This window comes from Myceligenerans salitolerans, assembly GCF_017349295.1.
Classification (GTDB): Bacteria; Actinomycetota; Actinomycetes; order Actinomycetales; family Cellulomonadaceae; genus Myceligenerans; species Myceligenerans salitolerans.
Genome location: NZ_JAFMPK010000048.1, coordinates 65,192 through 83,149, shown reverse-complemented (window position 1 = coordinate 83,149; position 17,958 = coordinate 65,192). Strand labels below are relative to the sequence as shown.

The 17,958-nt window shown below is 72.7% G+C and carries 16 protein-coding genes; all 16 read left to right on the top strand.

Going from position 1 to position 17,958, the window contains the following annotated elements; genetic code table 11:
• The first annotated feature begins 1 nt into the window (after position 1).
• A complete protein-coding gene (locus J0911_RS18360; protein WP_207276951.1) occupies positions 2 to 481 on the top strand; it encodes a DUF3180 domain-containing protein in 480 nt (159 codons plus the stop codon).
• Positions 482 to 556: 75 nt separating this feature from the next.
• Positions 557 to 1,039 (top strand): PH domain-containing protein, encoded by a 483-nt coding sequence (locus tag J0911_RS18355; RefSeq protein ID WP_207276950.1) that lies wholly within the window; start codon positions 557 to 559, stop codon positions 1,037 to 1,039.
• On the top strand, positions 1,036 to 2,559 hold the full coding sequence (locus J0911_RS18350) for a PH domain-containing protein (RefSeq protein ID WP_307865169.1): 1,524 nt from the start codon (positions 1,036 to 1,038) through the stop codon (positions 2,557 to 2,559). The genes J0911_RS18355 and J0911_RS18350 overlap by 4 nt, the downstream gene beginning before the upstream one ends.
• A complete protein-coding gene (locus J0911_RS18345; RefSeq protein ID WP_242636994.1) occupies positions 2,556 to 3,539 on the top strand; it encodes a Rossmann-like and DUF2520 domain-containing protein in 984 nt (327 codons plus the stop codon). Before J0911_RS18350 ends, J0911_RS18345 begins: the two co-directional genes overlap by 4 nt.
• The gene (panC, locus tag J0911_RS18340) at positions 3,539 to 4,555 is read left to right on the top strand and encodes a pantoate--beta-alanine ligase (RefSeq protein ID WP_207276949.1); all 1,017 of its coding nucleotides are present in this window, start codon (positions 3,539 to 3,541) and stop codon (positions 4,553 to 4,555) included. The genes J0911_RS18345 and panC overlap by 1 nt, the downstream gene beginning before the upstream one ends.
• Before the next feature lie 102 nt (positions 4,556 to 4,657).
• Complete coding sequence (gene panD, locus J0911_RS18335) at positions 4,658 to 5,146, top strand: aspartate 1-decarboxylase (protein ID WP_278186871.1); 489 nt, start codon at positions 4,658 to 4,660, stop codon at positions 5,144 to 5,146.
• Positions 5,143 to 6,825 (top strand): L-aspartate oxidase, encoded by a 1,683-nt coding sequence (locus tag J0911_RS18330; protein ID WP_207276948.1) that lies wholly within the window; start codon positions 5,143 to 5,145, stop codon positions 6,823 to 6,825. Before panD ends, J0911_RS18330 begins: the two co-directional genes overlap by 4 nt.
• 91 nt (positions 6,826 to 6,916) lie before the next feature.
• The gene (locus J0911_RS18325; RefSeq protein ID WP_207276947.1) at positions 6,917 to 7,405 is read left to right on the top strand and encodes a heme-degrading domain-containing protein; all 489 of its coding nucleotides are present in this window, start codon (positions 6,917 to 6,919) and stop codon (positions 7,403 to 7,405) included.
• A 51-nt stretch (positions 7,406 to 7,456) separates the two neighbouring features.
• Positions 7,457 to 11,281 carry a hydantoinase B/oxoprolinase family protein gene (locus tag J0911_RS18320; protein ID WP_207276946.1) on the top strand — a complete coding sequence of 1,275 codons (3,825 nt, stop codon included), beginning with the start codon at positions 7,457 to 7,459 and terminating at the stop codon, positions 11,279 to 11,281.
• A gap of 101 nt (positions 11,282 to 11,382) precedes the next feature.
• Complete coding sequence (nadC, locus tag J0911_RS18315) at positions 11,383 to 12,306, top strand: carboxylating nicotinate-nucleotide diphosphorylase (RefSeq protein WP_207276945.1); 924 nt, start codon at positions 11,383 to 11,385, stop codon at positions 12,304 to 12,306.
• Positions 12,307 to 12,346: 40 nt separating this feature from the next.
• Positions 12,347 to 13,867, top strand: a complete 1,521-nt coding sequence (lysS, locus tag J0911_RS18310; RefSeq protein WP_207276944.1) for a lysine--tRNA ligase — start codon at positions 12,347 to 12,349, stop codon at positions 13,865 to 13,867.
• A 44-nt stretch (positions 13,868 to 13,911) separates the two neighbouring features.
• The gene (locus tag J0911_RS18305) at positions 13,912 to 14,109 is read left to right on the top strand and encodes a hypothetical protein (protein WP_242637041.1); all 198 of its coding nucleotides are present in this window, start codon (positions 13,912 to 13,914) and stop codon (positions 14,107 to 14,109) included.
• 189 nt (positions 14,110 to 14,298) lie between these two features.
• Positions 14,299 to 14,628 (top strand): histone-like nucleoid-structuring protein Lsr2, encoded by a 330-nt coding sequence (locus J0911_RS18300; protein ID WP_207276942.1) that lies wholly within the window; start codon positions 14,299 to 14,301, stop codon positions 14,626 to 14,628.
• 79 nt (positions 14,629 to 14,707) lie between these two features.
• Positions 14,708 to 15,826 carry a lactonase family protein gene (locus tag J0911_RS18295; RefSeq protein WP_207276941.1) on the top strand — a complete coding sequence of 373 codons (1,119 nt, stop codon included), beginning with the start codon at positions 14,708 to 14,710 and terminating at the stop codon, positions 15,824 to 15,826.
• On the top strand, positions 15,826 to 17,154 hold the full coding sequence (locus J0911_RS18290; protein ID WP_207276940.1) for a glycosyltransferase: 1,329 nt from the start codon (positions 15,826 to 15,828) through the stop codon (positions 17,152 to 17,154). Before J0911_RS18295 ends, J0911_RS18290 begins: the two co-directional genes overlap by 1 nt.
• Positions 17,151 to 17,888, top strand: a complete 738-nt coding sequence (locus J0911_RS18285; protein ID WP_207276939.1) for a phosphoglyceromutase — start codon at positions 17,151 to 17,153, stop codon at positions 17,886 to 17,888. Before J0911_RS18290 ends, J0911_RS18285 begins: the two co-directional genes overlap by 4 nt.
• The last annotated feature ends 70 nt before the right edge of the window (positions 17,889 to 17,958 follow it).

Here is a 17,958-nt window from a genome sequence, read left to right as displayed (position 1 = left end):
GATGCGGCGGACATCGGTGGCCGGGCTGGTGCTGGCCTTCGGCGTGGTCGCGGTCGTGGGCTGGCCGGTGCTGCGCGCGCTGGAAGCCAACGGCGTGTACCTGCCGATGGTGCCGTGGCTCGTCGACGTGGCGATCGTGGCTCTGGCGGGAGGGGTGTTCTGGCTCGGCTGGACCGTGCGCGCCTACCAGAAGGGCGACCGCCCGTCGCTGGACGGCCTCCGCGCTGCCCGGACCCTCGTGCTCGCCAAGGCGGCGGCTCTGACCGGTGCGCTCCTCGGCGGCTGGTACCTGGCACAGGTGCTGCTCGTCCTGCCGGACCTGGCGGTCGAGCCACGGCGGGACAAGGCGATCGCGGCGGCCGTCGCCGTCGTGTGCGCGGTGGGGCTGTCCGTCGTCGGGCTCGTCGTGGAGCGGTTCTGCCAGCTGCCGCCGTCGGACGGTGAGGAGAGCGACACGAACGGATCCACGGCGACCGCCTGATGCCTGCCCGGCGGGCAGGGACCCGCCCGCCACGGTGTCCTTCGAGTCCTGTCGCGCCCGTGCGAGGATGACAACATGACCAGCCCGTTCGACCCGGCCGACGTGACCTGGAGCCGGGTCTCGACCCGTCTGACCGCCGCACGTCTCATACCCGCCACGATCACCTTCGCCGTCCCCGTCGTGGCCGGGACGGTCCTGGCGGCAACCGTCTCGCCCTGGTTCTGGCTGCTCGCCGGGGCCTCGGTGCTGCTCCTGGTGTGGACGGCGATCGTCGTCCCGCGGCAGGTGCGCGCCATCGGCTACGCGGAGCGTGAGGACGACCTGCTCATCCGCAAGGGCATCCTGTTCCGCTCGCTCACCGTGGTCCCGTACGGGCGGATGCAGTACGTGGACGTCGAGGCCGGTCCGCTGGACCGCAAGCTCGGACTGGCGAAGGTGCAGCTCCACACCGCCTCGGTGGGTACCGACGCGCAGATCCCCGGACTGCCCCCGCAGGAGGCGGCGCGGTTGCGGGACCGCCTCGCCTCCCGTGGTGAGGCCCGGTTGGCGGGCCTGTGAACGCGCCGGGGACGACGTCGGACCCGGTGCCGGACCGGGACGCGGCGCTGCACTGGCGCCGGGTGCACCCGGTCACGCCCATGGTCCGCGGCTGGGCCGTGCTGGGTGGTGCGCTCTTCATCATCGGCCAGCAGACGCTGGACGGCGGTCCCGAGGAAGGCGGCGTCATCGGCCTCCTCACCAGCCCGTACTGGTGGACGGTCCCGCTCGGCCTCGTTCTCGTCGGCCTGATCGGATTCGGGTTCGCGGCGCTGGCCTGGCGGATGACGACGTACGCCGTGGGGGACGAGACCGTCCACCTGCGCCGCGGCGTCGTGTTCAAACAGCAACGGCACGCGCGCCTCGACCGGTTGCAGGCCGTCGACGTACGCCAGCCGCTGGTCGCGCGGCTGTTCGGGTTGAGCGAGCTCAAGCTCGAGGTGGCCGGCGGCTCCGACTCGGGCATCGCCATCGGCTACCTCCGTGACGCCGACGCGAGCGAGCTGCGCAACGAGCTCCTGGCACGAGCCGCCGGGCTCAAGAGCACCACCCCCGCCCCCGTGCGCGAGGAGCACGAGACGGCCGGCGCACCGGACCACGCCGGTCCGGGTGCGGACGCACCGGCCGCGGACGCGCCCGTGACCGCCGCCCCGGAGGCGCCCGAGCAGCCCGTCCTCGAGGTGCCGATGGGCCGGCTGATCGTCTCGCTCCTGCGCACCAGCGTGACCATCTTCTTCGCCCTCTTCATCGCCGGCCTGATCGTGACCGTCGTGGTCACCGGCACCCCGCAGGTCGTGTTCGCCGTGATCGCGCCGTTCATCGGGATCGGCGGGTACCTGTTCAACCGGTTCTCCACGGAGTTCGCGTTCCGTGTCGCGATCAGCGCGGACGGTATCCGGCTCCGGCACGGGCTGCTCGAGACGCGAGCGCAGACCATCCCGCCCGGCCGGGTACAGGCCGTGTCGATCACCCAGGGGCTGCTGTGGCGAGGCCGGGACTGGTGGCGCGTTCAGGTCAACGTCGCCGGGTACGCCGCGGACGCCGCCTCCGGCACCTCCAACGTGCTGCTGCCCGTCGGTACCCGGGACGAAGCGCTGACCGTGCTCTCCCTCGTGCTGCCGGATCTCGGCGTCGACGACCCCCGTGCCGTCCTGGAGGCGGGCCTGTCCGGCGACTCCCGCACCCCCGGCCCGTTCACCGGCAGTCCCCGTGACGCCGTCTGGGTGGACCCGATCGGCTGGCAGCGGCAGGGCTTCGCGGTGACCGGCCGCGCGCTGCTGCTGCGCAGCGGGCGGCTGTACCGCATCCTGACGGTGGTGCCGCACGAGCGGACGCAGTCGCTGGGTATCGCCGCCGGGCCGCTCCAGCGGCGGTTGGGTCTCGCCTCGTTCGAGGTGCACTCCACTCCGGGACCGGTCAGTCCCGGTGTGCACCACCTCGCGGCCGCCGACGCCGCGGAGCTGCTGGAGGAACAGGCGGCGCGGGCGCGCAGCGCGCGGGCCCAGGCCGGACCGGAACGCTGGATGGAGGGACCCCGTTGACCACACCGCCCACACCGCCCGTACCGGCCGCGGGTTCCGCGGCCAGGCCCGGCCGGCTGGGTGTCGGCGTCGTGGGCGCCGGACGGGTCGGCGCGGTCCTGGGCAGCGCGCTGCGTGCCGCGGGACACACGGTCGTCGGTGCCAGCGGCGTCTCCGAGGCGTCGCGCGAACGCATCGCGACCCTGCTGCCGGGCGTCCCGGTGTGCGAGGTCGCGCAGGTGGTCGAGCGTGCCGAACTGGTGCTGCTCGCCGTGCCCGACGACGCTCTGGAACCGCTCGTGGCCGGCCTCGCCGACACCGGGGCGTGGCAGCCGGGCCAGCTCGTGATCCACACCTCGGGCGCTGCGGGGACAGCCGTGCTGGAGCCCGCGCGTGCCGCCGGAGCCATCCCGCTCGCGGTCCATCCCGCGATGACCTTCACGGGCACCTCGTTGGATCTCGCCCGGCTGGAGGGCTGCACGTTCGCGGTGACCGCCCCGGCGGCCGTGCAGCCGATCGGGCAGGCGCTCGTCGTGGAGATCGGCGGGGAGCCGGTGATCGTGCCGGAGGAGGCACGCGTGCTCTATCACGCGGCGCTCGCGCACGGGGCGAACCACCTCGTGGTGCTCGTCGCACAGGCCGCCCAGACGCTGCGGGAGGCGGGGATCGCCGCGCCGGGCAGGGTCCTGGCCCCCCTGCTGGGCGCGGCCCTCGAGTCCGCGACACGAGCGGCGGACGCGGCCGGTGACGGGGGACCCGGCGCGATCACGGCGCTGACCGGCCCCGTGTCGCGGGGGGACGTGGGCACCGTGGAACGGCACACGGACGCCCTGGCGGGGCTCGCGGCACGCACCGGCGCGACGGACATCCCGGCCGGGTACGCCGAGCTCGCCCGTGGCGCGACACGCCGGGCCCTGGCGAGCCACCGCATCGGTGACCGGGCAGCGAGCGCGCTGCTGGACGCACTGGACCGCGTCCGCGCAGAGAGGAAGGACCACTGATGACCTCGACGACCGACGGTGCCGGAGTGGCACGGGGCGACGACACGGGTGCCGCGGGCACCGTGGCCGGTGCGAGCGACTCGCCCGGGGGCGCGGACGCAGGCAGCGCCCCGGCGCGTCCGCTGGTGGCCCGTACGCGTGAGGACCTGCGTGAGGCGCTCGTGCGGTGGACGATGTCGGCCCCGATCGCGAGCGTGGCCGGCGAGGGCCCGGCCCGGCGCGCGGTCGTCATGACCATGGGTGCGCTGCACGAGGGACACCTGGAGCTGGTGCGCCGGGCACGCGAGGAGGCCGGTGCCGGTGGCCAGGTCGTCGTGACGATCTTCGTGAACCCTCTCCAGTTCGGCGAGGGGGAGGATCTCGCCGCGTACCCACGCGACCTGGCCGGCGACCTGGAGAAGCTGGCGTCGGTCGGGGCCGACGTGGTGTTCGCCCCCGCGCCCGACACCGTCTACCCGTTCGGCGAGCCGGTCGTCCGGGTCTCGGCGGGGCGCATCGGGGAGGTGCTGGAGGGCGATTTCCGGCCCGGACACATGGACGGCGTGCTCACCGTGGTGCTCAAGCTGACGCATCTGGTACGGCCGGACGTGGCGCTGTTCGGGGAGAAGGACGCCCAGCAGCTCCTCGCGGTCCGCCGTATGGCGGCGGACCTGGATCTCGACGTCGAGATCGTGGGTGTCCCGACGGTGCGCGACCCGGACGGCCTGGCGCTGTCGTCGCGCAACGCCTACCTGTCCGGCCCGGAGCGCGAGCGCGCGCTCGCGCTGTCGCGGGCCCTGCACGCCGGGGCGGAGGCCGGCCCCCGTGGTGCCGCCGATGTGCGCCGCACGGCGTCCGACGTGCTGAACGCCGCCGACGGCGTCGAGGTGGACTACCTCGCACTCGTCGATCCGATTACCGTTGATGATGTGCCCGACGACCATTCGGGTCCCGCCCTGCTCCTCGTGGCGGCGCGGGTGGGCACGACCAGACTGATCGATAACCAGGCTGTCGAGGTATCGCCGCAGGTCACATAAGTGATTGAGGGGGCGGCGGGCACGAGAGCCCAGGAGGCACGAATCGTGAACGACACCCCGCACCGGGCGCCCGTACGCCGCCCGGCCTCGCTGCAGCGGCCGATGATGATCGCCAAGATCCACCGCGCCACGGTCACTCAGGCCGACCTGCACTATGTGGGATCCATCACGGTCGACTCCGACCTGCTGGACGCGGTGGACCTCGTCCCGGGACAGCAGGTCGACGTCGTCGATGTGACCAACGGTGCCCGGCTCACCACCTATGTGATCCCCGGCGAACCGGGTTCGGGACAGATCTGCATCAACGGCGCGGCCGCGCACCTCGTCGACCCGGGCGACATCGTCATCATCATCGGCTACGGCATGCTCTCCGACGCCGACGCGCGCACCTTCCTGCCCAACGTCGTGTTCGTGGACGCGGGAAACCGGGTCGTGGAGCGCAGTGACGAGCCCGGCCACGTCCCGGACGGTTACGACCTCACCGAGAGCGGCCTCCCGATCGAGCCTTACCAGCAGGCCGGGCTGGTTCGGACCGCGGCCGGCCGGATGGCGGGTGAGGCCGGCGACGGCGTCCCGTCGAACGGCGCATGACGCTTCCCGCCGCGCGGCTCGCGCGGGCCCTGGCCGCCCCGGAGGCAGGCTGGACCACCCGCGCGGACGCGGTGGTGGTGGGCTCCGGCATCGCCGGACTCACGGCAGCGCTCGAGCTGCGCACCCGCGTCCCACGCGTGCTGCTCGTGACGAAGGGGAAACTGTCCAGCGGTTCCACCGTGTGGGCGCAGGGCGGCATCGCCGCGGCGCTCGACCCGCAGGACACGCCCGAGGCGCACCTGCAGGACACGCTGGCCGCAGGCGGCGGTCTCTCCGACCACGACGCCGTGAAGGTGCTGGTCACCGAGGGCCCGGAGCGGGTCCGCGAACTGGTGGCGCGGGGTGCGGTGTTCGACGCCGGCCCGGGCGGGGACATCGCGCTCACCCGGGAGGGCGGCCACCGCGCCGACCGGATCGCCCACGCCGGCGGCGACGCGACCGGCGCGGAGATCTCGCGTGCCCTGGTCGCCCAGATCGAGGCGGTTCGCGACGACCCGGGCATCGAGGTCGTCGAGCACGCCCTGGTCCTCGACGTCCTCACCTCCGCGCCGACCGGCGGTGGTGTGCGCCGTGTCGCCGGGGTGACGTTGCACGTGCGGGGAGAGGGCAGCCGCGACGGCGTGGGGGCGGTTCTCGCGCCCGTGGTGATCCTCGCGACCGGAGGCATCGGACAGGTGTTCCGCTCGTCCACGAACCCGGCGGGAGCCACGGGCGACGGGATCGCGGCGGCACTGCGGGCCGGAGCCGTGATCGGCGACCTGGAGTTCGTGCAGTTCCACCCCACCGTGCTCTGGCTCGGCACGGGTGCGAAGGGGCAGCTTCCGCTGATCAGCGAGGCCGTGCGGGGCGAGGGCGCGCTGCTGCTCGACGTCGACGGCCATCGCTTCATGCCCGGGGTGCACGAGATGGCGGAGCTGGCACCGCGGGACGTGGTGGCGCATGCCATCGTCCGCCAGATGGCGGCGACCAGCGCCGACAGCGTGCTGCTCGACGTGCGGCATCTCGGCCGGCGATTTCTCGCCGGACGGTTCCCGACCATCACCCGGCGGCTCGCCGAGCTCGGTATCGACTGGTCCGAGGAGCCGGTGCCCGTGGCCCCGGCCCAGCACTACCACTCCGGTGGCGTGGTGACCGACCTGACGGGGCGTTCGTCGGTGCCTGGCCTGTACGCGGTGGGGGAGGTGGCCTGCACCGGCGTGCACGGCGCGAACCGGCTCGCGTCCAACTCGCTGCTGGAAGGACTGGTGTTCGCGCAGCGGGCGGCCCACGACGTCGCCGAGCGGTACGCGGCGGGGAACCTGTCGGATGCCCCCGAGCCGGCGGCACGGCCCGGCGGTACCGGGCTGGTCGCGGCGGTGGCGCGGTCGCGGGTGCAGAAGGCGATGTCGGACGGGTCGGGTGTGATCCGCACGGCGTCGTCGCTCGCGCGTACGGACGAGCGGCTGGCCGCGGTGCGATCGGACGCGCACGTCGCCGCCGAGGTCGTGGCCCAGCCGCAGGCGGCCGAGTGGGAGACCACCAACGTGCACCAGGTGGCGCGTGCCCTGACGCGTGCGGCCTGGCTCCGCACGGAGTCCCGCGGCGGCCACTTCCGCGCCGACCACCCGCAGCCCGACCCGGACTGGGAACGCCGCGTCCTGGTCGGCCTGGACGACGACGGCGCCCTCCGGGTGCGCTGACGCCACACCCGGGGGGCGCCGTCGACGGTTCCCGGCGATCCGGCGTGGCGCCCTGTCGGTGACGGGCGCGCGATCCGACATGATGGGCCTCATGAACGACGACGCGCAGACAGCCATCGCCGAGGTGACCGAACAGGAGACCGAACTCGTCCTGGGCACCTTCACGCACGACGACGCCTGGCGGCTGGGCACCCGGCTCATCCAGCTCGCGACCGAGCGGGACCTCCCGGTGACGATCGACATCCGCAAGGGGACGCAGCAGGTCTTCCATGCCGCGCGCCCGGGGACGACGCCGGACAACGACTCCTGGGTGGAGCGCAAGGTGCGGGTGGTCTACCGGTTCGGCGCGTCGTCGTACCTGGTGGGACTGCGGGAACGGGCGAAGGGCAGGGACTTCAACGCCACCCATGAACTCCCGCTCCAGGAGTACGCCGCCCACGGCGGGGCGTTCCCGGTGCGTGTCGCCGGGGTGGGAGTCGTCGGCGTCGTGACCGTCTCGGGGCTGGCGCAGCAGGACGACCACGCCCTGGTCGTCGAGGCGCTGCGCGAACTGGTCGCCGCGCAGGCGCCGTCCGCGTGACCTCGACGGACGGCCGGAGCATCGCACCCGTCCGGTGACTACCCTCACCACATGGGCTGGGAGTTCTGGATCGACCGAGGCGGGACGTTCACCGACATCGTCGCGCGGCACCCGGACGGGTCGCTGAGCACGCACAAGCTCCTGTCCGAGGACCCGGAACGCTACGACGACGCCGCGGTGGCCGGAATCGAGCGAGTCCTCCGGCAGGCGGGTGCGGGCCCGGCGCCCCGTTCCGTGGCGGCCGTGCGGATGGGCACCACCGTCGCGACCAACGCCCTGCTGGAACGCACCGGCGAACCCACCGTCCTGGTGACCACCCGCGGGTTCGGCGACGCCCTGCGCATCGCGTACCAGAACCGGCCGCGCATCTTCGACCGGCACATCGTGCTGCCGGAGCCGCTGTACACCCGCGTGATCGAGGTCGACGAGCGCGTCACCGCGACCGGGCAGGTGCTGCGCGAGCCCGACCTGGCCGCCGTCGAACCCGAGCTGCGCCGCGCCTACGACGACGGGTTCCGGGCCGCGGCCGTCGTCTGCCTGCACTCCCACCTCTTCCCGGACCACGAGAACCAGGTGGCCGACCTCGCCGAGCGGATCGGGTTCCCGCAGGTCTCCCGGTCCGCCGAGGTCAGCCCGCTGATGAAGCTGGTGCCGCGGGGCGACACCACCGTCGTCGACGCCTACCTGTCGCCCGTGCTGCGGCGGTACGTGGATCAGGTGGCCGGGCAGCTCACCGACGTCCCGCTGCAGTTCATGCAGTCCAACGGCGGCCTGGTCGAGGCACACCGGTTCCGCGGCAAGGACGCGATCCTGTCCGGACCGGCCGGCGGGATCGTGGGCATGGTGCGGATGTCCCGGCTGGCGAGTCACGACCACGTCATCGGCTTCGACATGGGCGGCACCTCGACCGACGTCTCCCACTACGCAGGCGAGCTGGAGCGGGTGTTCGACGCCCAGGTGGCCGGTGTCCGGCTGCGGGCACCCATGCTCGACATCCACACCGTCGCGGCAGGCGGTGGCTCGATCCTGCACTTCGACGGCAGCCGGTACCGAGTCGGCCCGGACTCGGCGGGCGCCTGGCCAGGACCCGCGTGCTACCGCAACGGCGGCCCCCTCACGGTCACCGACGCGAACGTGCTGCTGGGCAGGGTGCGTCCCGAGCACTTCCCCGCCGTGTTCGGGCCGACAGGCGACCAGCCGCTGGACGCCGACGTCGTGCGGCGGAAGTTCGCGGCGCTCGCGGCCGAGATCGGCGACGGCCGCACGCCCGAGCAGGTCGCCGAGGGATTCCTCGCGGTGGCCGTGGCGAACATGGCCGGCGCCGTGAAGAAGATCACGGTCCGCAAGGGGCACGACGTCACCCGCTACGCCCTGACCACCTTCGGGGGCGCGGGCGGGCAGCACGCCTGCGCCGTCGCGGACTCGCTCGGCATCGAGACGGTCCTGGTACCGCCCATGGCCGGTGTGCTGTCGGCGCTCGGCATCGGTCTGGCCGACACGACGGTGATGCGTGAGCAGTCGGTCGGGGCGGCGTTGTCCGACGACGCGCTGCCGCGGCTGCGCGAGACGGCCGACGCGCTGGAAGCCGCCGCCCGCGCGGACCTCGTGGAGCAGGGCGCGGTGGACGACGCCTGCCGCGACGCGCCTCCCGTCGTCGTCACCCGCACCGTTCATCTCCGCTACGACGGGACGGACACGACCGTCCCGGTGCGGTTGGCGAGCGCCGGGACGATGGTCGCCGAGTTCGAGGCGGCACACCGGAGCGTGTACTCCTTCCTGCTGGACCGGCCACTGATCGCGGACGCGGTGGCCGTCGAGGCCGTGGCGCCGTCGGCGGTGGACGCCGACCTGCGTCCCGGTCCGGTCGGTACCCCGGTGCACGATCGGCGCAAGGACGTGCCGGCCACCGGCGCGGGCCCCGGTCACGGGGCCGACCGGTCCGGCGAGGACCCCGCGGCCGACGGTGCGAGGGCACAGCCGTCGGGCGCGGACGGGGCGGACGGTGTGTCCGTGCGGGTCTTCGCCGCGGGTCGATGGCGGGACGCGCCGCTGCGGCGGCGGGAGGATCTGATGCCCGGCGAGGCCGTGTCCGGGCCCGCCGTCGTCACCGAGGCGAACGCGACGACCGTCGTCGAACCCGGGTGGCGGGCCGAGGCGACCGCAGAGGGGCACCTCGTGGTCCGCCGGGCCACCCCGCGCGCCGACGCGCGCGTCTCGGCCGAGGCCGACCCGGTGATGCTGGAGATCTTCAACAACCTGTTCATGTCGATCGCCGAGCAGATGGGCGCCCGCCTGGAGGCGACGGCGCAGTCGGTGAACATCAAGGAGCGGCTCGACTTCTCCTGCGCGATCTTCGACCCCGACGGCAACCTCGTGGCGAACGCGCCGCACATGCCCGTGCACCTGGGGTCGATGGGCACCACCGTACAGGAGGTCATCGCCCGCCGCCGGGGGACGATGCGGCCCGGCGACACGTACGCGGTCAACGACCCGTTCCACGGCGGCACCCACCTGCCGGACGTCACGGTGATCACGCCGGTGTTCCGCGAGGGCGCCGGGGAGGTGCCGGGCGCCGGCGTCGCGGCGGCGACCCGCGAGGAGGCCCCAGACGCGCACGCCGGCCGCGCGGGTTCCGGCGGCGGCGTGACCGGCGGTGAGACGCCCGGCGACGAGATCCTGTTCTACGTCGCCTCGCGCGGCCACCACGCCGAGATCGGCGGGATCACGCCGGGCTCGATGCCCGCCACCAGCACGGAGATCCACGAGGAGGGCGTGCTCCTCGACAACTGGCTGCTGGTCGGCGACGGGCGGATGCGGGAACAGGAGACCCGCGAGCTGCTCACGGCGGCGCGCCACCCGTCCCGCGACCCCGAGACCAACCTGGCGGACCTGCGCGCGCAGATCGCCGCAGGCGCCAAGGGCGTGGAGGAGATCGGCGCGATGATCCGGCACTTCGGTCTCGACGTCGTGCAGGCCTACATGCGCCACGTGCAGGACAACGCGGCCGAGGCGGTCCGCCGGGTCGTCGACACGCTGTCCGACGGCGAGTTCACCTACGAGACCGACCACGGCGCCACGATCGCCGTGCGCGTGACGACGGACCACGAGCGGCGCCGGGCGACGATCGACTTCACCGGGACGTCGCCCCAGGTGGCGTCCAACTTCAACGCCCCGTCCTCGGTGGCCGTGGCGGCGGTGCTGTACGTGTTCCGCACGCTGGTCGACGACGACATCCCGCTCAACGACGGCTGCCGCCGCCCGCTGGACGTCGTGATCCCGCCCGGCACGCTGCTGTCACCGGAGTACCCGGCGGCCGTGGTGGCGGGCAACGTGGAGACGAGCCAGGCCGTCACGGGAGCTCTGTACGGGGCCCTCGGCGTGCAGGCCGAGGGTTCGGGCACGATGAACAACGTCACGTTCGGCAACGCGGACCACCAGTACTACGAGACGGTGGCGTCCGGCTCGGGTGCGGGCGAGGGGTTCGGTGGGGCGTCCGCCGTGCAGACCCACATGACGAACTCGCGGCTCACCGACCCCGAGGTGCTGGAGACACGCTTCCCGGTGCTGGTGCGGGAGTTCTCGGTACGTGGGGGATCGGGCGGCGCGGGCCGGTGGCGCGGGGGAGACGGCGTCGTACGGGCGCTGGAGTTCCGGGAACCGATGACGGCGAGCCTGCTGACCGGTCACCGCGTCGTCCCGCCGTACGGCATGGCGGGCGGAAAGCCGGGCGCGTTGGGCCGCAACGCGGTCCTCCGGAAGGGCGCCGACGACGCCGAACCGCTGGCCGGCCGGGACACGGTGAACCTCACCCCCGGCGACACGCTGATCCTGCAAACCCCGGGCGGCGGCGGCTTCGGCAGCCCCTTCGCCCGGTGAGGCGATGTGGTCGGTCCGTTGTCCTTGCGGTCGGTCCCTCAAGGTGCCGACCGCAAGGACAACGGACCGACCGCTCGGCAGCGGACCGTTAGGTTGTGGGGATGAGGATCTCCGGTGCCGTGCCGTCCGTCGTCGAGCCGGGGCTCGATCCCGCGTGGATCTCGCGCACCGTCGCCGTCGCGCTCGACGAGGATCTCGGGCCGGCTCCCGGGCGGGACGTGACGACGCAGGCGACGATCCCGCGGTCCGCCACCGGCGTCGCGGACCTCCTGGCGCGCGAGGACGGGACCGTCGCCGGGCTCGTCGTCGTCCCCGAGACGTTGCGCCAGGTCGCCGAACGCCTCGGCCTCCCCGTCCCGGAGGTCACCTTCCCGGCCCGCGACGGGGACGACGTCGGGGGTGGCCGGGTCCTCGCGACCGTGACGGGCCCCGCCCAGGTGCTGCTGGTCGCGGAGCGGACCATGCTGAACCTCGCTTCCCGTGCGTCCGGTGTGGCGACCGCCACCCGGGCCTTCACCCGGGCGCTGGAGGGGACGGGCGCCCAGGTGCTCGACACCCGCAAGACCACACCCGGCCTGCGCGCCCTGCAGAAGTACGCGGTCCGGGCGGGGGGCGGCACCAACAAGCGCATGGGCCTGTACGACGTCGCCATGGTCAAGGACAACCACGTCGTCGCCGCAGGGTCGGTCGCCGGGGCCGTCGCCGCCGTCCGTGCGGCGTTCCCGGAGGTGGACGTCCAGGTCGAGGCCGACACGACCGAACAGGCGATCGAGGCCCTCGGTGCGGGCGCGGACTTCCTGCTGCTCGACAACATGCCGGTCCCCGTCCTCGCGGAGACCGTGAGAGCGGTGCGCGACCGTGAGGGGCGGGACGGGATCCCGGCGCACGTCGAGCTGGAGGCCACGGGGAACCTCACGCTGGACCGGGCGCGCGAGGTCGCGGCGACCGGTGTCGACTACCTGAGCGTGGGAGCGCTGACGCACAGCGCCCCCATCCTGGACCTGGCCCTGGACCTCCGGGCCTGAGCGGTCGGGGGCCACGGCGCTGCGCCGATAGAATCTCTGCGTGACTTCCGAGACCACCGCGACCCATCCCGCGCCCGAGACCGACGACCTGCCCGAGCAGACCCGCGTCCGGCGCGAGAAGCGCGAGCGGATCCTCGCCCGGGGGGATGCCGCCTATCCGGTGAACCTCCCCGTCACGCACACCGTCGCCGAGATCCGCGCGAACTACGGCCACCTGGAGGCCGGCGAGGAGACCGACGACATCGTGGGCGTCGCCGGGCGCGTCGTCTTCCTCCGCAACACCGGCAAGCTGTGTTTCGTCGCCCTTCAGGACGGCGAAGGGCATCGGCTGCAGGCCATGCTCAGCCAGAAGGTCGTGGGCGAGGAGAACCTCGCGAACTTCAAGGCCGACGTGGACCTGGGCGACCACCTCTTCGTGCACGGCCGTGTCGGCGCCTCCAAGCGCGGCGAGCTGAGCGTCTTCGCCGACGAGTGGCGCATGGCGGCCAAGGCGCTGCGGCCCCTGCCGGTGCTGCACAAGGACCTGTCCGAAGAGGCGCGGGTGCGCCAGCGGTACGTGGACCTGATCGCACGCCCGGCGGCTCGTGACATGGTGCGCCTGCGCGCCGGTGTCATGCGGTCGTTGCGCGACAACTTCCACCGTCGCGGCTTTCTCGAGGTGGAGACGCCGATGCTGCAGACCGTCGCGTCCGGTGCGTCGGCCCGCCCGTTCTCCACGCACATGAACGCCTACGACATGGAGCTGTTCCTCCGGATCGCACCGGAACTGTTCCTGAAGAAGGCTGTCGTCGGCGGTGTGGAGAAGGTCTTCGAGATCAACCGCAACTTCCGTAACGAAGGCGCGGACTCGTCGCACTCCCCGGAGTTCGCGATGATCGAGGCCTACGAGGCGTACGGCGATTACGACACGATCGGAGCGCTCACCCAGGATCTTGTCCAGACGGCGGCCCAGGACGTGCTCGGGAGCACCGTCGTGACCCTTGCGGACGGCCAGGAATACGACCTCGGCGGCGAGTGGGCGCAGATCACGATGTATGGCTCACTGTCCGAGGCCGTCGGCGAGGAGATCACGCCCGAGACAGGTGTTGAACACCTGACCAAGCTCGCGGACAAGGCGGAGATCTCCTTCGACCCCAAGAAGGCGAATCACGGCAAGCTCGTCGAGGAGCTGTGGGAGCACTACGTCGGTGACACGTTGTATGCCCCGACGTTCGTGCGCGACTTCCCGGTGGAGACCTCTCCGCTCACCCGAGAACACCGGAGTATTTCCGGCCAGGTGGAGAAGTGGGACCTGTACGTGCGTGGTTTCGAGCTCGGTACGGGTTACTCGGAGCTCGTCGACCCGGTGATCCAGCGGCAGCGTTTCGAGCAGCAGGCGCGTATGGCCGCGGTCGGGGACGAGGACGCGATGCCGATCGACGAGGACTTCCTCACCGCGATGGAGATCGCCATGCCGCCGTCGGGCGGAATGGGCATGGGTGTCGACCGCCTGCTGATGGCGCTCACGGGTCTCGGAATTCGCGAGACCATCATGTTCCCCCTCGTCAAGCCGCAGGCCTGAGTCGAAGCGATTGTGAGGATCCTGTGGTGGACACATTGGGTGCGGTGATCGCGGGGCTGCTGCCGTCGATCGGCGTAGGCGTTCTGTTCTGGTTCGCGATGCGAAAGATCATGCGCGCCGACCGCGACGAACGGCAGGCCGTGGAGCGTATGGGGAACCCGTCCGAGACCGCGGCGGGGGATTCTACGGCGAGGGCCGCGGATTCCGCCTCCGACGGCGTGGTGTCCAGCGACAATCCCTGATCCGCGGGAACCGGCACCACAGGATTTTCCGGCCCGATTCCGCGGCCAGGTCCCGCGTCACCGTGCCAGTGAAGCTTCTGTGTGTACGAAATCGCCCGACCAGCTCCTTTGTTTGACGTGTGATACACCCGTGCGGCATGCTTTCGACAACACCCAGATGTTTTGTTGAAATGAAAGGGCGTGCGGACAATGGTCCAGAGGGTTCAACTGGTGCTCGAGGACGACATCGACGGCGGTGTCGCCGATGAGACGGTGAGCTTCGGCCTCGATGGAACCAACTACGAGATCGACCTGAGCAAGGAGCACGCCGCGGAGCTCCGCGACGCTTTCGCGCCGTGGGTCGGAGCCGCGCGCAAGGCGAAGTCGACGCCGGCGGCGTCACGGTCGTCCCGGCGCTCGCGCAGCGCGAACAACACGGCGGCGATCCGGGAGTGGGCCCGCGCCCAGGGCCACACGGTGAGCGACCGCGGCCGTATCGCCGCCGAGATCGTCGCGGCCTACGAGAAGGCCCACGGCTGAGACGTCTCGTGAGCGGGTGTCGCGCGGCGCCGGTCGGTGCCGTGGCGATCCCTCCGCGGGCGAGCCCTAGGCTGGGCTCATGATCTCGGAGCACGACCCCGGCACCCGCTCGTTGTGGATCGGCACGTACCCTCGCCCCGGCGCCGATCCTGGTAGTGGGGAGGGAGTGTTCCGTGTCGGTCTCGATACCGGCACCGGTGCGCTGAGCGGCGGCGGGCGCGTGATCGCGCTCCCCGCTCCCTCCTTCCTCGCCGCCCACCCCTCGGGGCGCACGCTCTACGCGGTCGGGGAGACCGGTACCGGTTCGCTGGCCGTACTCGGCACGGGCGGTGACGGGTCGCTCGTCGCCCGGCGTACCGTCTCCTCGGGCGGCTCGGATCCGTGCCACGTCGTCGCCACCGCCGACCGGGTGTGGGTGAGCAACTACGGCGACGGCGTCGCGGTGACGTGGCCGACCGACGACGACGGCCTGCTCGCCGGAGCGCCCGAGTCCTTCGGGCACCACGGCGCCGGCCCGGTTCCCGACCGGCAGGCCGGCCCTCACGCCCACTCCGCGCACATCCTGCGCGACGACCACGCCACCGCCCTCGTCGCCGACCTGGGCACCGACGAGCTGCGTACCCACCGGGCCGCCCCGGACGGCAGCGAGGGTTCCGAGGTCGCCGCCACTTTCCCTCCGGGCGCCGGTCCCCGCCACCTCGTGGAGCTCCCCGACGGCGCCCTCCTCGTGGCCGGTGAGCTCGACTGCCGGCTCCACCTGCTCGTCCCGGACCCCGGACCGCAGAACCTTCCCCGCTACCGTCACGCGGACAGCTTCCCGATCACCGATGCGACGTGGGGTGCCGACGACGCCCCCGGATTCCCGTCGCACCTGACCTTGTCGTCGGACGGACGCCACGTCCATGTCGGCGTGCGCGGTCCCGACGTGCTCGCCGTGCTGCGCCTCGAGCGCCTCTTCGCCGGGTGGACGGCCGGCCACGTCGCCGACGTGCAGCTCGGGGCCGGTGCCTGGCCCCGGCACCACGCCGTCGTCGCTTCCGGGGCCGCCGGGGACGCGCCCGGTCACGACGTGGTCGTGGTCGCCGCCCAGAACACCGGCGAGCTCATCTCCGTGCTCGTGGACACCGCGTCCGGCGACGGAGAGGTCGTGGCGCGTCTCCCGCTTCCGGTCCCACCCGCGTGCGTGCTGGTGTCCTGATGCGCGTCGCCATGATCACCGTGCACACGTCGCCGCTCGAACAGCCCGGAACGGGTGACGCGGGCGGGATGAACGTGTACGTGCTGGAGCTGTCGCGCGCGCTCGCGCGCCGTGGTGCCGAGGTGGAGATCTACACACGCGCCACGTCGTCGGCCCAGCCCAAGGTGGTCGACGCGGAACCGGGGATCAAGGTGGTCCACATCCCCGCCGGCCCTTTCGAAGGGCTGGACAAGAACGATCTGCCCGGCCAGCTCTGCGCCTTCGCCGCGGGTGTGCTGCGGGCCGAGGCGCACCGCCCGGTCGACTGGTACGACGTCGTCCACACCCACTACTGGCTCTCCGGTCAGGTGGGGTGGCTCGCGACCGAGCGCTGGGACGTCCCCCTCGTCCACTCCATGCACACGATGGCGCGCGTGAAGAACGCCGCGCTGGCGCCCGGGGACTCACCCGAGCCGATGGTTCGGGTGGTGGGGGAGGAACAGGTCGTCGCCGAGGCGGACGCGCTCGTGGCCAACACGGAGCAGGAGGCCGAGGACCTGGTGTGCGGGTACGACGCGGATCCGGACCGGGTGCATGTCGTGCCGCCGGGTGTGGACACGCGCCTCTTCGCGCCGCTCGAGGCGAGGTTCGACGCCGGCGACGCGGGCCCGCGGACGGTCTCGTGCCCGGTGGACGACGCCGAGGGCGGTGCGGCGGTCGCGGCGGCGCGGCGGACGTTGCGGGAACGCCTCGGGCTCCCCCCGGATCGTCGGGTGGTGCTCTTCGCCGGCCGTGTCCAGCTTCTCAAGGGGCCTGACGTCCTGGTCCGGGCGCTGGGCGCCTGGCCGGGTACGACGGCCCGCCCCCTGCTCGCCGTCCTCGGGGGCGCGAGCGGCAAGGCCACCGCCGTGCGCGAGCTGGAGGCGCTGGCGTGGCAGGAGGGCGTGACCGACGACGTGCTGGTACGCCCGCCGGTGCCGCAGACGGAACTGGTGGACTGGTTCCGTGCCGCGGACCTGGTGGCGGTCCCGTCGCACAACGAGTCGTTCGGCCTCGTGGCGGCCGAGGCCCTGGCGTCGGGGACGCCGGTGGTCGCGGCGGCGGTCGGGGGCCTGCGCACGGTGGTGGCCGACGGCGAGTCCGGTGTCCTCGTGCACGGGCACGACCCCGGCGACTGGGCGCGCGAGCTGCACGACCTGCTCGCGGACGACCGCCGTCGGACCCGGATGGCGCGTGCCGCCGCCGCGTCGGCGGCACGTTTCAGCTGGGACCACGCCGCCGGCGAGGTCCTCGCGGTCTACGAGACGGCACGCAAGCATCACGCGGAGTCGGGCAGGATGGGTCCATGACCTACAAGCTCGTCCTGCTCCGCCACGGCGAGAGCGAGTGGAACGCCAAGAACCTGTTCACCGGCTGGGTGGACGTTCCCCTGTCCGAGAAGGGCACCGAAGAGGCCAGGCGTGGCGGCACGCTGCTCACGGAGGCGGGCGTCACGCCCGACGTCGTGCACACCTCCCTGCTGCGCCGCGCGATCACGACCGCGAACCTCGCACTGGACGCGGCCGACCGGCACTGGATCCCGGTGAAGCGCAGCTGGCGGCTCAACGAGCGGCACTACGGCGCGCTGCAGGGCAAGAACAAGAAGGAGACCCTTGCCGAGTTCGGCGAGGAGCAGTTCATGACGTGGCGGCGGTCGTACGACGTGCCCCCGCCCGAGATCGAGCTCGGCTCGGAGTACAGCCAGGACGCCGACCCCCGGTACGAGGGCGCGCCCCTGGTGCGGACGGAGGCGCTCAAGCAGGTGCTCGAGCGGGCGCTCCCGTACTGGGAGGACGAGATCGTCCCGGACCTCAAGGGAGGGAAGACCGTGCTCGTGGCGGCGCACGGCAACTCGCTGCGCGCGCTGGTCAAGCACCTCGACGGCATTTCCGACGAGGCCATCGCCGGCCTCAACATCCCCACGGGCATCCCGCTGTTCTACGAGCTCGACGAGTCGCTGACCCCGGTCACCGCGGGCGGTACCTACCTGGACCCGGAGGCGGCCAAGGAAGCCATCGCGGCGGTCGCGAACCAGGGCCGCTGACGAAGGGCGCAGCGTAGGGTGCGGGCCGAGGTACGAGGCGTGCGCCCGGAGCGGAGCCCGAGGAGGCGGC

Coding starts and splice junctions, on each gene's coding strand:
- J0911_RS18360 (WP_207276951.1), top strand. CDS start 2: ATGCGGCGGACATCGGTGGCCGGGCTGGTGCTGGCCTTCGGCGTGGTC.
- J0911_RS18355 (WP_207276950.1), top strand. CDS start 557: ATGACCAGCCCGTTCGACCCGGCCGACGTGACCTGGAGCCGGGTCTCG.
- panC (WP_207276949.1), top strand. CDS start 3,539: ATGACCTCGACGACCGACGGTGCCGGAGTGGCACGGGGCGACGACACG.
- panD (WP_278186871.1), top strand. CDS start 4,658: ATGATGATCGCCAAGATCCACCGCGCCACGGTCACTCAGGCCGACCTG.
- J0911_RS18330 (WP_207276948.1), top strand. CDS start 5,143: ATGACGCTTCCCGCCGCGCGGCTCGCGCGGGCCCTGGCCGCCCCGGAG.
- J0911_RS18325 (WP_207276947.1), top strand. CDS start 6,917: ATGAACGACGACGCGCAGACAGCCATCGCCGAGGTGACCGAACAGGAG.
- J0911_RS18320 (WP_207276946.1), top strand. CDS start 7,457: ATGGGCTGGGAGTTCTGGATCGACCGAGGCGGGACGTTCACCGACATC.
- nadC (WP_207276945.1), top strand. CDS start 11,383: ATGAGGATCTCCGGTGCCGTGCCGTCCGTCGTCGAGCCGGGGCTCGAT.
- J0911_RS18300 (WP_207276942.1), top strand. CDS start 14,299: ATGGTCCAGAGGGTTCAACTGGTGCTCGAGGACGACATCGACGGCGGT.
- J0911_RS18295 (WP_207276941.1), top strand. CDS start 14,708: ATGATCTCGGAGCACGACCCCGGCACCCGCTCGTTGTGGATCGGCACG.
- J0911_RS18290 (WP_207276940.1), top strand. CDS start 15,826: ATGCGCGTCGCCATGATCACCGTGCACACGTCGCCGCTCGAACAGCCC.
- J0911_RS18285 (WP_207276939.1), top strand. CDS start 17,151: ATGACCTACAAGCTCGTCCTGCTCCGCCACGGCGAGAGCGAGTGGAAC.